Origin of the sequence: Motilimonas sp. 1_MG-2023 (assembly GCF_030547455.1) — a bacterium.
Taxonomy (GTDB): domain Bacteria; phylum Pseudomonadota; class Gammaproteobacteria; order Enterobacterales; family CBDFNC01; genus Motilimonas.
This window is the reverse complement of sequence record NZ_JAUOPX010000003.1, coordinates 62,987-76,829: the sequence shown is the minus strand read 5'-3', so window position 1 is coordinate 76,829 and position 13,843 is coordinate 62,987. Positions and strand designations below refer to the sequence as shown.

Genomic DNA, 13,843 nt, shown 5'->3' with positions numbered 1-13,843 from the left:
TTCACTATACCATGGCTTTTCCGCCGGATAGAATATCTTGCTTTCGACAACCCCCTTGTTATTGCCAGTTTGATTCATTTTTCAGGTCAATCTTGTATAGTGCCTAATAATCTTTTTGAAGGAACGAATCTATGTACAGTGATGATGACATTAATTCTGCTGTGGGCGCCGGCATTTTTAGCTCCGAAACGGCAGCGGCATTTCGCGAGCACGTGGCCAATTTAAAACATAGCAGCAGCGCTGATGAAGAGCGGTTTCGCTTGATCACCGGTTTCAATGATATTTTTGTGGTAATAGCCTGTGGCTTGTTACTGATTTCGGCCAATTTTATTGCCAGCAGCTTTGGCGTCGGTTTTGGTCCGCTGGTGGTCGCTGTAACAGCATGGGGACTGAGCGAGTTCTTTGTCCGCCAGCGTCGTATGGCGTTACCTGCCATCGTGTTGATGTTTTGCTTTGTTTGGGGCGCGGCTACCACGGCCTTTGAATGGCTACCTTTTATTGGTTTATCTAACGATTTATCGGTGTTTGGTGATGGGGTGTTTCAAGATCTAGCCTTATATGTGGCTTTAAACGTCGCGCTGACTTGTGTGGTAGCGGGCGTATCGGCTGGGTTACATTGGCTGCGTTTTTCGGTGCCCATTACCATTGCGGCTATAACGGCGTCAGTGGTGGCATTGGTGCTAAGTTTGATCTTAGGTTTTTTCCCTGATTCTCACGGTTTATTACTGGTCATGCTACTACTGAGTGGCTTATCTGTATTTGCGTTTGCTTTGTATTGGGATTTTTCAGATCAACAACGTGAAACACGCCGCGCTGATGTCGCTTTTTGGCTGCACTTATTGGCGGCGCCGTTAATGGTGCATCCCGTGTTTGCCCTACTTGGTGCGTTTAGTGGTGACAGCAGCAGCGCTCAGTCTGCCATCATTATTGGTGTGTATCTATTGATTGGCTTAGTGTCTTTGGCGATTGATCGCCGCGCCTTGATGGTGTCGGCACTGGGCTATGTAATTTATGCACTGTCGACCTTGTTCTCACATCATGGCAATATCAGCATGGGCTTTGCCACCACCGCCTTACTGATCGGCGCAGCATTATTATTGTTATCTGCATTTTGGAATCCGTGTCGCAAAGTGGCGTTGGCTTTATTACCAACGGGTGTAAAAGCGCAGTTAGCGCCGGTTCGAGTTAACTAACAAAGAGGGAAAAGATGGATATTAAAGTAGTAAAAGTAGATTACAACCATCCGCAACAAGCAAAAGATTTAACGGATTTACTGAATGCCTATGCCCTTGATCCGATGGGAGGGGGGGAGGCGCTCAGCGAGTCAGTGCTCAACAATCTGACCATTGAGCTGGCTAAGTTACCGCACGCGTTTAGCTTGATTTGTTATGTTGATGGTAAGCCTGCTGGCTTAACCAATGCTTTTTTTGCCTTCTCAACATTTAAGGCCAAGCCACTAGTGAATATTCACGATATTGCGGTTAAAGCTGAATTTCGTGGTTTAGGCTTGAGTAAAAAGCTTATGGATAAAGTGGAAGACATTGCCCGCGAGCAGGGCTGCTGTAAGGTGACACTGGAAGTGTTAGAAGGCAATACACCTGCCAAAAAAGCTTACTTAAAAGCGGGCTTTGCCGGTTATGAACTCGATCCTGAAATGGGCAGCGCGATGTTTTGGCAGAAAAATCTTTAATTTAAACCGTCGCAACTTATCCCCTAAAGATACCGTTAAGAAAACACCACTAACTTAGTCGTTAAGGTGATACATCAAGGGATGTATCACCCCGAGACTAAGGAGTGGCCATGAAATTAACAACATCTCGTTATGACGCTGAGTTAGCTTATTCCAAGCGACTTTCTGCTGAGCGACCATGTTCTGAGTTATCGCGTGAAAACGCAGTTCACCCAGAAATACTGCTGTTATTAAATGAAGATAATCGAGATTGTGTAAGACGCTTTATTCAGTCTCGTTTTTATCAAGCTTATGGCGCTAAAGTCGCGGATTTTCTGCCCCACTTATTAGCCTTGGTTGACCGTGAAACCAATATCAAAGCGTCACTTGGCTTTGCGCCTGCGAGCCAACGTCCGTTGTTTCTAGAGCAATATCTCTCCCAGCCAGTCGAGCTTTGTATCGCTGATGCGCTATGCGTCATGCCGCCAAAGCGTGAACAAATTGTTGAAATGGGTAACCTAGCCTCCGATTCATATGGCGCCACGCGCCGCCTGATTCTTAATTTAGCGGGCTATTTTCTGCAACAAGGTTATCGTTGGTTAACCATAACTGCCACCAGTCAAGTGCGCAATAGCTTTTCTCAACTGGGCTTGAATCCTTATTCTCACCTTTTGGCTGACGCCAAGATAAGTGCGCTGACTAAGCCAACCTCTGATTGGGGGAGTTATTATGAATTTGAACCACAGGTGTTGGCTATCGATATTGTCGCGGGGGTGGCGTCATTAATGGCAAACCCACTGCTGAATAAGTTATTACAACAAATTAATAGCCCAATCACCGATGTGATGGCGGATCTTCATTGTCAGTGGGGTGAAGTATGTTAGTGCTAGACCAAATAGCTCACTATGCCACTCAAACGCCAACTAACATCGCCGTGTTTGGCGGCGCGGCTGAGCGACACGATTCAGATCTAACTTACAGCCAACTGCATCAGAAAATAGGGCTGCTAGCACAGCAATTTAGCGAACAAGCCATTCGCCATATTGGTATTAGCTTAAGTAACAGCTGGCAATGGCTGGTGGTTGAGTTAGCCGCGATGCAAGCGGGGGTGACGGTGACGCCGATCCCGCCCTTTTTCAGTGAGCAGCAAGTTAAACACTTAATTAGCCAAGGGCAAATAAAGTATGTGTTTGTTGACAAGCTTGCTGGAGGGGATGACTTTCCATGGGCGAACCAGGTTGAGGAAGTATGGCTTGAAGGCACCCAAACCTTAAAGCTAGCCGATACCGACATCAGCCTTGCCAATATGCCCGCCAATACCTGTTTGATCACTTATACCTCGGGCACAACAGGTGCGCCGAAAGGCGTTTGTATTAGCCAGCAGCTGATTGATCAAGTGTGCCAGAACTTGATGTCCGTGATGCAGGAATTAGAAGCCAGTCAAACCTTAGAGCGACACTTATGTTTGTTGCCTTTAGCTGTGATGCTGGAAAACATCGCAGGTGCGTTTGTCACCTTATGTCTAGGTAAATCCTTGGTGCTAGTGGATCAGCAGCAAACGGGGCTGAGTGGCTCCAATGGTATTGATGTGCCTACCTTGATCAGCTGTTTAACTACCTTTGGGCCAAATAGCCTGATTTTAACGCCTGAGTTACTCAAACTCATGCTGATGCTAGTGGCGAGTAAAGCTTATCAGCATCAGCTGCATTTTATCGCCGTTGGCGGAGGCCATGTTCCGCAAGCAATATTACAACAAGCTGCAGGTTTAAATTTACCGGTTTATCAAGGCTATGGCTTAAGTGAATGTGGCTCGGTGGTGGCGCTGAATACGCCCAGCGCACAGCGTTTTGGCAGTGTTGGCAAACCTTTGCCCCATATTGAACTGAGTTTTTCACAAAGTGGTGAAGTGTGCGTTAAAGGCGCTACTGCGCTGGGCTATTTAGGCGCTGCTGGTGAGCCTTATCAGCCATTTGATGGCGCGCTGATCCACACTGGCGATCTCGGCTGGTTGGACGACGCGGGCTTTTTACACCTCAATGGTCGCCAGAAAAATGTGCAAATAAACAGCTTTGGCCGCAATTTTTCACCGGAGTGGATTGAGTCAGAAGTGAATGGGCTTGCGGGCGTGCGCCACTGCGCCATTTTTGGTGATGGGTTGCCCTTTATTACCGCGGTGATCGCGCTGCTACCTAATGTAAGCCAAGCGCAACTTGCCACAGCATTAGTTCAATTGAATCAGCAGTTACCTGACTATGCACAAATACATCATTGGCTAGTGGCGACCACGCCATTTAGCTTTGAAAATGGATTGTTAACCAGTAATGGCCGGCTGCGCCGTGAGCAAGTTTGGCGCGTGTATCAACACGATATTGCAGCGGTTTATTCGTCTAGCCAATACGTATCAGAAAACTAGAATTTTAGGGAGAATGGATATGAGCTTTTTTCAGCGCTTAATCGGTGAAACTCAAGCAGATCAGCAGGCTTTTTTGAGCCGAGACGTATTTAGAAAAACCCGTGAGGCGGATGTTAGCTTAGGTGATTATCAGGCCTTTTTAACTCAGGCCTATCATCATGTTAAGCACACGGTGCCACTACTGATGGCATGTGGTTCACGCTTACCTCAGCAATATCATTGGCTGCAAGCTGCGGTGGCTGAGTATATCGAAGAAGAAATTGGCCATGAGCAATGGATATTAAATGATTTAGGTGAGGCGGGTGGCGAGCGTGACCGAGTCCCTTATATTAAGCCGCACCCGAGCACTGAGGTGATGGTAGCGTATGCTTATCATCAAATTGAGCGGGTTAATCCATTGGCTTTTTTTGGCATGGTGCATGTGCTTGAAGGCACCAGCACGGCAATGGCCACGGAAACAGCCGCTATTGTGCAGCAAGCGCTAAATTTGCCAGATAGCGCCTTCAGCTATTTGCGCTCTCACGGCTCTCTTGACATTGAACATGTCGCCTTTTTTGAACGCTTAATGAACAAGATCACCGACCAAGACGATCAAGATTGCATTATTCACGCCACCAAGATGTTTTACCGTTTGTATGGCGAAGTCCTTTCCTCGGCGATAGAGGTGAAAGATGAGTGAGCAAGCAGCGACTATTTTACTAACGGGGGCGACTGGTGGCATAGGTCAAGCCGTAGCAAAAGCGTTGGCTAAGCAGGGCGCCAATTTAGTATTGCAAGGGCGCAACAAGGAGCGTCTTGCGCTGCTATTGTCTGAGCTTGATACTGCATTGGGCCAGCAACATCAGATTGTCAGTGCCGACCTGACTTTGGCCGCTGATCGCCAGCGTTTAATTGCACGGGTTGATTCACTGCCCTTAACCGGCTTAATTAATTTAGCTGGGGTGAACCAGTTTGTTTTATTTGAACAGCAATCAGCCCAGGCGATTGAAGACACCTTGTTTACCAACGTCACGGCGACCATGCTGTTAACACAAGGTCTGCTCAGCAAGCTAAAACTCGCCGACAGCGCTGTTATTATCAATGTCGGCTCGATTTTAGGGGCGATTGGCCACCCCGGCTATGTTACTTATTGCACCAGTAAGTTTGCCTTGCGAGGTTTTAGTGAAGCCTTAGCGAGGGAGCTTGCAGATAGCAATATCAAGGTGAAATATCTCGCGCCACGAACCACATCGACCAGCATTAACTTAGATGCTGCCAGTGCGATGAACCAAGCACTGGGCAACCATACCGATAGTCCACAGTGGGTGGCGAGTCAATTGCTGGCGCTATTACAAGGCCAAGTCGCTCGGCAAAATTTAGGCTGGCCAGAAAAATTATTTGTTGCCATTAACGGTTTACTGCCCAACGTGGTCGACAAATCCATTAATAAAAACTTGGCGTTGATTAAACGCTTTTTAGTCACACAGTAGCGCTGAGCTTGCTCTGCGAACATCACCAATTCTCTGAGCAGCTCAGGTCTACAAAAAAACACGAATCAACTAGTTCAACATACAAGGAGTATGACCATGAAATACCTAATTGCATTAATGATGTTATTTTCAAGCCAACTATGGGCTGCCAGTGCTGATGAAATGATGGTTTCACTGCAGCAAGATTGGGCGCATATTAAATATGAAGTGGATGAAAAAGAGCGAGAAAAAGGCTTTGAAACCTTAGTTAAACAAGCAGAAGAGGCCCTAAAAGCACATCCCAAGTCAGCGAATTTAATGATTTGGAACGCCATTATACTAAGCACGTATGCTGGTGAAAAAGGCGGTTTGGGCGCGTTAAGCTTAGTCAAACAAGCAAAGAGCTTACTTGAGCGTTCGTTAGAAATAGACGATAAAGCCCTTGATGGCTCTGCTTATACCAGTTTAGCGAGTCTGTATTATCAAGTGCCAGGCTGGCCAATCGGTTTTGGCGATGACGATAAAGCGCGCAGTTATTTTAAAAAAGCCTTGCAACTTAACCCTAATGGCATAGATAGTAACTTTTTTTATGGCGACTTTTTAATTCAGCAGAAAAAAAAGCAAGAAGCGAAAAAAGTACTGCAACAAGCGTTAAAGGCGGCGCCTCGTCCGGGTCGAGAAGTGGCTGACAAAGGTCGTAAAGACGAAATCTATCGTCTGTTAGTGACGCTATAAGGTGACGGTGAATTAAAACTAAGGTAAGAAATGAAGATACTGCTCGTTGAAGATGATCCATTACTCGGTGAAGGCGTCGCTGACGCCTTCAAATATCAGGGCCATGTGGTGGAGTGGGCCAGTAGTGGGCAGCAAGCTCTGACACTGGCTCAAGGCAGCGTATTTGATGTGGTGGTACTTGATTTAGGCTTACCCGACATGGAAGGGTTAGCTGTGCTCAGTGCGCTGCGCAAGGTTAAAATAAATACGCCGGTGTTAATCTTAACCGCGCGAGATAGTTGTGATGAGAAAGTGTTAGGGCTAGATCGCGGCGGCGATGATTACATGGCCAAGCCTTTTGATTTACCTGAGCTATTAGCGCGATTACGCGCTTTGGTTCGCCGCCATGCTGGACGAGTCGAGCCGGTGTTGTCCTATCAAGGTATTGAGGTTAATCCGGCCGAGCATAGCGTGATATACCAAGGGCAACCTATCGCAATGTCACGTCATGAGTTTGAATTGTTATCCCATTTTATGACTTATCCCACTCGCGTGTTCAGCCGTGAGGTTTTGGTTGAGCAGCTGTACAGCTGGAGTGAAGATATTGGCAGTAATACGGTTGAGGTTTATGTGCATCACCTGCGCAAAAAGCTGGGTAAATCGGTGATTGAAACGGTGTGCGGGGTAGGTTATCGGTTAGGAAAAATGTCATGAAGTCGATTCGCTTTTGGCTGATTGTGATGCTAACCAGTGCCATTTTAGTCTCCATGCTTGGCGCTATTTTTATTAGCTATCATAAAGTGTCTCATGAAACCGAAGAGCTTTATGACGCTGAACTTGCGCAACTTTCTCGCGTGTTGGAAAGCTTATTATCCATTCAGCTGGATTATACTCAAAACACAAATCTTGCCTCTTTAGACGAAAAAGATCGCGTTATCAACCCACCTGATGTGCATGCTCGTGGCGAGTTTGATTTATATGGCCACAAGTATGAAAAAAAGCTCAGCTTTCAAGTTTGGACCAGCCAAGGTGTGTTTCTATTAGGATCGGGTCATGGTTTAGACATGACAAAGCTGGTGCGTAAACCCGGTTATCAAATTGAGCATGATACCGCGGGTGTGCAGTGGCGCAGCTTTACACGTTATAGCGAGTCGCTAAAGGTATGGATAAAAACCGCACAACAAATGGAGATTCGAGAAGAGCTCACCCATGAAATCGCGAGCTTGAATGTACAAAGTTTGTTGTTAATGTTGCTGGTGATGATAGTGCTGATGGTGGTCATTATTCAAATGGGGTTTCGTTCCCTGTTGCGCGTCGGTGAAGAAATTGAGAGCCGTAATCCAAATCATTTAGCACCACTGGATGAGCGTGAAGTGCCGTCTGAAATAATGCCGGTAGTGCATGCCCTCAATCAACTGTTAGGTGAAATAGGTCATTCTATTGAACGCCAACAACGTTTTACCAGTAACGCGGCTCATGAATTAAGAACGCCACTGGCCGCTATTAAGGTACATGCACAAAACTTATACCCGCAAGACGAGCGCACCCAATCCATTCAGCAAAAAATAGTGCAAGGGGTGGATAAACTAACCCATTTATTTAACCAGCTGATTACCTTAAGCAAAATGGAGACAGAGCTACAAGAGGAAGGGGGACGTGAAAGCAGTAAAAAGCTGCTACTACACGGATTAGTAGACCTGCAGTTGTTTCCTTTGTCTGAGCAAATTAAGGTTAAAAATTTACAGGTAGATAATGCGGTTGCAACGGATCTTGTCTGCCTTGGTCCGGAAAACTCCATGTCAATTTTGCTGCGTAATTTGATAGATAATGCGGTGCGATACAGTGATGAGAATGGCATGATACGGATAACTGCGACGGATTCTGCTGACGGAATGAGTATTTCGGTGATGGACACTGGCCCCGGTTTAGATGAGCAACAAAAACAGCGTGTGTTTGAGCGCTTTTATCGCGCGGCTCACCAGCAAGTGACGGGATGTGGCTTGGGTCTATCTATTGTAAAAGAGATTGTTGAACGTCAGCAATATCGCATTCTGTTACATGACTCGCCCCTTGCTGAGCATGGATTATGGGTTGAGCTGTTTATTCCCAAAGAAATTAATGTGAAGTAAAAATCAACAAAATGTGATTTCTGCTCTTTGCACCTACCTAAAAATGCTTACACTGGTCGCCTAATTAATTTGCTAGGAAATTACAACATGATTATTTGGCGAGGCTGGGGGTGGTTAACTATCGTTGTTGCGGTAGTGGGTTTCTTTATTAGCGGGTTTACTGTAAATGCAATTACAGGTGGCTCATCAACATATTTATCGACAGTTATTACATTATTGATGACGGGGGCATTTATCGGCTTGTTTGGTTACTACATTAACGTTAAAAAACGTAAGGTAGTGCTTGATGAAGCTGGTAATGTGGTTGCTAAAGCCCCTTCACACAGCCTGTTTTTTATTCCTGTACAGTATTGGGGGATTATTTTACCGGCTGTTTTTATTTGGGCGGACTATAACAATCAGCAAACGGATAAAAATGACCTTGTATTTTTATCAGCACCTGCCGTGAATGATAAGTACTTAGTGGATTTCTCTCACTTCTATCAAAATACTGACGATAAATATAAATACGGTGTATTTAAAGTGACAGAAGTGAATGGCGAGCAGGTTAGCGGCTGGATGAGTCAGAATGCTTACAGTAAGAAATCAGCCGTACGAAAAGAAATAACCAAAAATAATGCAGAGCAAGATAGCTTTTATGAACAAGAGCTTGTCCACCTTGACATCAGTAAGCTAGTGCCGCTAAAAAAAGCGGGCGGCATCGATCATGTTTATCGTAACTAAGATGGTGTAAGTAAAACGCTTTTGATCCATTGAGTATTGATTTACGTAATCCCCTTGGTGCAAAAAAGGGGATTATTCCCTCATAAAAAAACCTAGGCATGAGCATCCTATGATGCTTTACGGTATTATAATTTTCAAACCTTAATTATGTCGTTTGAATTATATCTTTTATGAATACTACTGGTTGATATTTCTTATTTTTTGCTTATTAATAGGCAATTAAACTGTAGCTATTCAAAATCTGGGGTCATATAATTTGTCTTAGATTTTTAGTCATTTATTCTATTTTTGATTCTTTGGTTTGGGTAGGAGTATATATGCGGCAAATAGCGAAAGTTGCCTCAATTGTAGGTTTAGCACTTTTTATTACAGCCTGTGATAAAAGCAGCGCACAACAAGAAGCTCCTAAAGAGCGCCCACCGGTAGAGGTTGGTACTATCGAGGTTACCACGGTTGAGCAAAACATTAGTGTTGAGCTTCCGGGCCGAAGCAAGGCGCACTTGGTTGCTGAAGTTCGCCCACAAGTGAGTGGGATCATTATTGAACGGGCGTTTATCGAAGGCTCTAACGTGACTGCTGGCGACTCTCTATATCAAATTGATTCTGCCACTTACAACGCTGAATTAGTGAGTGCCAAAGCCGATTTAACTCGTGCTAACGCTAAATTAGAGTCAGCTAAAGCCAAAGCAGCACGTTATCAGGCCTTGGTTAAGAAAAATTCGATTAGTAAGCAAGACTTTGATGAAGCGAAGGCTGCTTACAAAGAAGCGCTAGCGGATGTGACGGTAGCTGAAGCGGCCATTAATACTGCACAAATCAATCTAGAATACACTAAGGTGAAAGCGCCGATTTCAGGTCGTATCGGTAAATCAAATGTGACTGCGGGAGCCTTGGTGACTGCAAACCAAACCCAAACCTTAGCGACGATTCAACAGCTTGACCCGATCAACGTAGACATCGTTCAGTCGAGTGCTCAGATGTTACGTTTGAAAGCAAAGCTGAAACAAGGTCAGTTACAGGCTTCTGAGAATGCGAATGTTAAATTAGTACTTGAAGACGGCTCTACTTATGCCCAAGAAGGAACACTGCAGTTCTCTGAGGTGAGTGTTGATGAGAATACCGGCTCGGTTACCTTACGTGCAGAATTTCCTAATCCTGATGGAATTTTATTACCAGGCATGTATGTGCGCGCTATTCTCAACGCTGGTAGCGATCCTATGGCTATCTTAGTACCGCAAAAAGCGATTACCCGTAACACCAAAGGTGAAGCTGTTGCGATGGTGGTTGGTGCGGAAAACAAAGTTGAATCGCGAGTCGTTACGACAGCAGAAGCGATTAACAATGAGTGGCGTATTACCGAAGGTTTAAAAGCGGGTGATCAGCTGATAGTTGAAGGATTACAAAAAATTCGTCCTGGCGCCGTGGTTAACCCTACGCCGTTATCAGAAACTCCAGCCCAACAGTAAGGTATTTTCATGGCTCGATTTTTTATCGATCGCCCTATTTTCGCATGGGTGATCTCGATTCTTATAATGTTGGCCGGTATTCTTGCCATCAAAGGGTTACCTGTTTCTCAGTACCCTAGTATTGCACCGACGACGATTGAAATCAGTGCTTTTTACCCAGGGGCATCAGCCAAGACCATGGAAGACTCGGTGACTCAAGTGATTGAGCAGCGAATGACAGGTCTTGATAATTTGCGTTATATCTCTTCAACCAGTGACAGTTTTGGTAATGCACAAATTACCTTAACTTTTAATGCTGAAGCCGATCCCGACATAGCTCAAGTTCAAGTTCAAAACAAGCTGTCTTTGGCGATGCCGTTACTACCGCAAGAAGTACAAAGCCAAGGTGTAGATGTTAACAAGTCAAGTTCTGGCTTTTTAATGGTTGCAGCGTTTGTATCTTCTGATGGTTCAATGGACAAAAATGACGTATCGGATTATGTTGCGTCAAATATTCAAGACCCACTCAGTCGAGTTGCTGGCGTAGGTGAATTGCAATTATTTGGTGCCCAATATGCTATGCGTATTTGGCTTGACCCTCTTAAGTTAACGCAATACAACCTGACCAGCCAAGATATTATGGCGTCGGTTCGCGAGCAAAATGCGCAAATTTCCGCAGGTCAATTAGGGGGGGCACCTTCGTTACCTGGTCAAGAGCTTAATGCCACAGTATCGGCGCAAAGCCGTCTACAAACGGTAGAGCAGTTCCAAAAGATTATTATTAAGGCCGATGTGACCGGCGCTAAAGTTTATTTAGGCGATGTTGCCCGAGTAGAGCTGGGGGCAGAGAGTTATGCTGTTGAGTCTTACTATAATGGTAAGCCTGCTTCTGGTTTAGCGGTTAAGCTGGCAACTGGGGCGAATGCTCTTGATACAGCAGAGGCTGTTAAAGAGCGTCTTGCTGAGATGAAGCCCTTTTTCCCGCAAGGTTTAGAGGTGATGTATCCCTATGACACCACGCCATTTGTAGAAAAATCTATTGAAGGCGTTGTGCACACACTGATTGAAGCGGTGGTACTGGTATTCATTATTATGTACCTGTTCTTACAGAATTTCCGCGCGACATTAATTCCAACTATTGCGGTGCCGGTGGTATTGCTGGGTACTTTTGCTATTTTATCGGCAACGGGTTTCTCTATTAATACCTTAACCATGTTCGCCATGGTACTGGCTATCGGCTTGCTGGTAGATGATGCTATCGTGGTAGTGGAAAACGTTGAACGTGTGATGCAAGAAGATGGCTTAAGCCCTCTAGAGGCAACACGTAAATCAATGGATCAAATCACCGGTGCGCTGGTTGGTATCGGTTTAACCTTGTCTGCGGTATTTGTACCTATGGCCTTTATGAGTGGTTCAACGGGTGTTATTTATCGCCAGTTCTCTATCACAATCGTCTCTGCGATGGCGCTATCGGTATTTGTGGCCATGGTGCTCACGCCTGCGTTATGTGCCACTATGCTTAAGCCTATTCCAAAAGGTCATGGCCATATTCAAACTGGCTTTTTTGGTTGGTTTAACCGCAGCTTTGACAAAATGACCGCGCGTTATGAGTCAACTGTTGCCGGCATTTTAAAACGATCAATCCGCGTTATGCTTATTTACCTTGCTTTAGTGGGCTTAGTTGCTTGGGTTTTCTTGCGCATGCCAACGGCCTTTTTACCAGATGAAGACCAAGGGGTACTCTTTACGCAAGTTATTTTGCCGACCAATTCAACGCAAGAAAGCACCATTGAGGTGTTGCGTAAAATTGACAAGGTTTTCCTTGAAGATGAAGCAGCCAGTGTTAATTCTGTGTTTAGTGTTGCCGGCTTCAGTTTTGCGGGTAGCGGCCAAAACATGGGACTTTCTTTTGTTAACTTGAAAGACTGGTCTGAACGTGAAGCGCCGGGACTTGATGTTAAATCGGTGGCTGGACGAGCGATGGCCAGTTTTTCTCAAATACAAGAAGCCTTTGTTTTTGCTTTTGTGCCACCAGCGGTTATTGAGCTAGGTACGGCCAATGGCTTTGATTTTTATCTACAAGATAAAAATGGTTTGGGTCATGATGCTTTGCTTGCTGCGCGAAATCAGCTGCTGGGAATGGCGATGCAGAACCCTAATTTGGTCGGCGTAAGGCCCAATGGTCAAGAAGATGCGCCTATGTATCAAATTGATATTGATCACGCCAAATTGCGAGCACTGGGCATTAATATTAATGATGTGAACAGTGTACTCGGTACCGCTTGGGGTGGCGCTTATGTGAATGACTTTATCGATCGCGGTCGAGTGAAGAAGGTTTATATGCAAGGTGAAGCAGGTTATCGCATGCAACCTGAAGATCTTGACTCTTGGTACGTTAAAAATGCCAACAATGAAATGGTGCCTTTTTCTGCGTTCGCGAGTGGTCATTGGGATTTTGGCTCGCCGCGACTAGAGCGCTTTAATGGCTTACCAGCAATGAATATTCAAGGTGGCACTGCGCCAGGTTACAGTACGGGTGATGCCATGGTTATGCTAGAAGACATGGCGAAACAGCTACCTCCAGGCTTTGGTATAGAATGGAATGGTTTATCCTATGAAGAGCGTTTATCAGGAAACCAAGCGCCATTCTTATATGCTTTGTCTATCCTGGTGGTGTTTTTGGTGTTAGCTGCCTTGTATGAAAGCTGGTCGGTGCCTTTCTCAGTTGTGTTAGTGGTGCCGTTAGGCATTATTGGTGCGCTATTAGCGATGAACGGTCGAGGTTTACCTAACGACGTGTTCTTCCAAGTAGGCCTACTAACAACCGTTGGCTTAGCAACTAAGAACGCCATTTTGATTGTCGAGTTTGCCAAAGAATTCTATGAGAAGGGGGCCGATTTAATGGATGCAACATTGCACGCTGTGCGCGTTCGTTTGCGTCCTATTCTTATGACGTCACTAGCATTTGGTTTAGGTGTGGTGCCCCTTGCTATTAGTACGGGTGTGGGCTCAGGAAGCCAAAACGCGATTGGTACGGCGGTATTGGGTGGCATGTTAAGTTCAACTTTCTTAGGTATTTTCTTTGTGCCGCTGTTCTTTGTCATAGTAGAGAAAATATTTAGTAAGCGAGAGCGTAAAGCCAAAGTAGACTAATTGTTATTGGATAAATTGATTATCTAGCCAAAGCCCAGTTTCGACTGGGCTTTTTTGTTTTTTATGTTTTTATTGCTCAGTGTTTTTGGTTTTTATTTGTTTATTTTGTGGTTAAATTCACTCTGATATTTCGTTGTTGTTGGTTTATT

The 13,843-nt window shown here is 45.2% G+C and carries 12 protein-coding genes; all 12 read left to right on the top strand.

Going from position 1 to position 13,843, the window contains the following annotated elements:
- Nucleotides 1-131 precede the first annotated feature (131 nt).
- The 12 genes from Q4519_RS02405 (at nucleotide 132) to Q4519_RS02350 (ending at nucleotide 13,694) form a co-directional block, all read left to right on the top strand.
- Nucleotides 132-1,193, top strand: coding sequence for a hypothetical protein (locus tag Q4519_RS02405; protein ID WP_232802770.1), 1,062 nt, complete (start codon nucleotides 132-134; stop codon nucleotides 1,191-1,193).
- 14 nt (nucleotides 1,194-1,207) lie between these two features.
- Nucleotides 1,208-1,690: an N-acetyltransferase gene (locus Q4519_RS02400; protein ID WP_232802769.1), complete on the top strand. Its 483-nt coding sequence runs from the start codon at nucleotides 1,208-1,210 to the stop codon at nucleotides 1,688-1,690.
- A 110-nt stretch (nucleotides 1,691-1,800) separates the two neighbouring features.
- A complete protein-coding gene (locus Q4519_RS02395) occupies nucleotides 1,801-2,553 on the top strand; it encodes a thermostable hemolysin (RefSeq protein WP_303509104.1) in 753 nt (250 codons plus the stop codon).
- The gene (locus tag Q4519_RS02390; RefSeq protein ID WP_303509101.1) at nucleotides 2,547-4,082 is read left to right on the top strand and encodes an AMP-binding protein; all 1,536 of its coding nucleotides are present in this window, start codon (nucleotides 2,547-2,549) and stop codon (nucleotides 4,080-4,082) included. Before Q4519_RS02395 ends, Q4519_RS02390 begins: the two co-directional genes overlap by 7 nt.
- A gap of 19 nt (nucleotides 4,083-4,101) precedes the next feature.
- On the top strand, nucleotides 4,102-4,761 hold the full coding sequence (locus Q4519_RS02385; protein WP_232802766.1) for a TenA family transcriptional regulator: 660 nt from the start codon (nucleotides 4,102-4,104) through the stop codon (nucleotides 4,759-4,761).
- A complete protein-coding gene (locus Q4519_RS02380) occupies nucleotides 4,754-5,551 on the top strand; it encodes an SDR family oxidoreductase (RefSeq protein WP_303509097.1) in 798 nt (265 codons plus the stop codon). The genes Q4519_RS02385 and Q4519_RS02380 overlap by 8 nt, the downstream gene beginning before the upstream one ends.
- 96 nt (nucleotides 5,552-5,647) lie before the next feature.
- Entirely contained in the window at nucleotides 5,648-6,265 is a 618-nt protein-coding gene (locus Q4519_RS02375) for a TRAP transporter TatT component family protein (protein WP_232802764.1), read from the top strand.
- Nucleotides 6,266-6,295: 30 nt separating this feature from the next.
- Nucleotides 6,296-6,958 (top strand): response regulator transcription factor, encoded by a 663-nt coding sequence (locus tag Q4519_RS02370; protein WP_303509094.1) that lies wholly within the window; start codon nucleotides 6,296-6,298, stop codon nucleotides 6,956-6,958.
- Nucleotides 6,955-8,373: an ATP-binding protein gene (locus Q4519_RS02365; RefSeq protein WP_303509091.1), complete on the top strand. Its 1,419-nt coding sequence runs from the start codon at nucleotides 6,955-6,957 to the stop codon at nucleotides 8,371-8,373. The genes Q4519_RS02370 and Q4519_RS02365 overlap by 4 nt, the downstream gene beginning before the upstream one ends.
- Nucleotides 8,374-8,460: 87 nt before the next feature.
- Nucleotides 8,461-9,096 carry a hypothetical protein gene (locus tag Q4519_RS02360; RefSeq protein WP_303509088.1) on the top strand — a complete coding sequence of 212 codons (636 nt, stop codon included), beginning with the start codon at nucleotides 8,461-8,463 and terminating at the stop codon, nucleotides 9,094-9,096.
- Between the two features lie 317 nt (nucleotides 9,097-9,413).
- Nucleotides 9,414-10,562, top strand: coding sequence for an efflux RND transporter periplasmic adaptor subunit (locus Q4519_RS02355; protein ID WP_303509086.1), 1,149 nt, complete (start codon nucleotides 9,414-9,416; stop codon nucleotides 10,560-10,562).
- Nucleotides 10,563-10,571: 9 nt separating this feature from the next.
- Entirely contained in the window at nucleotides 10,572-13,694 is a 3,123-nt protein-coding gene (locus Q4519_RS02350) for an efflux RND transporter permease subunit (RefSeq protein WP_303509083.1), read from the top strand.
- Nucleotides 13,695-13,843 lie beyond the last annotated feature (149 nt).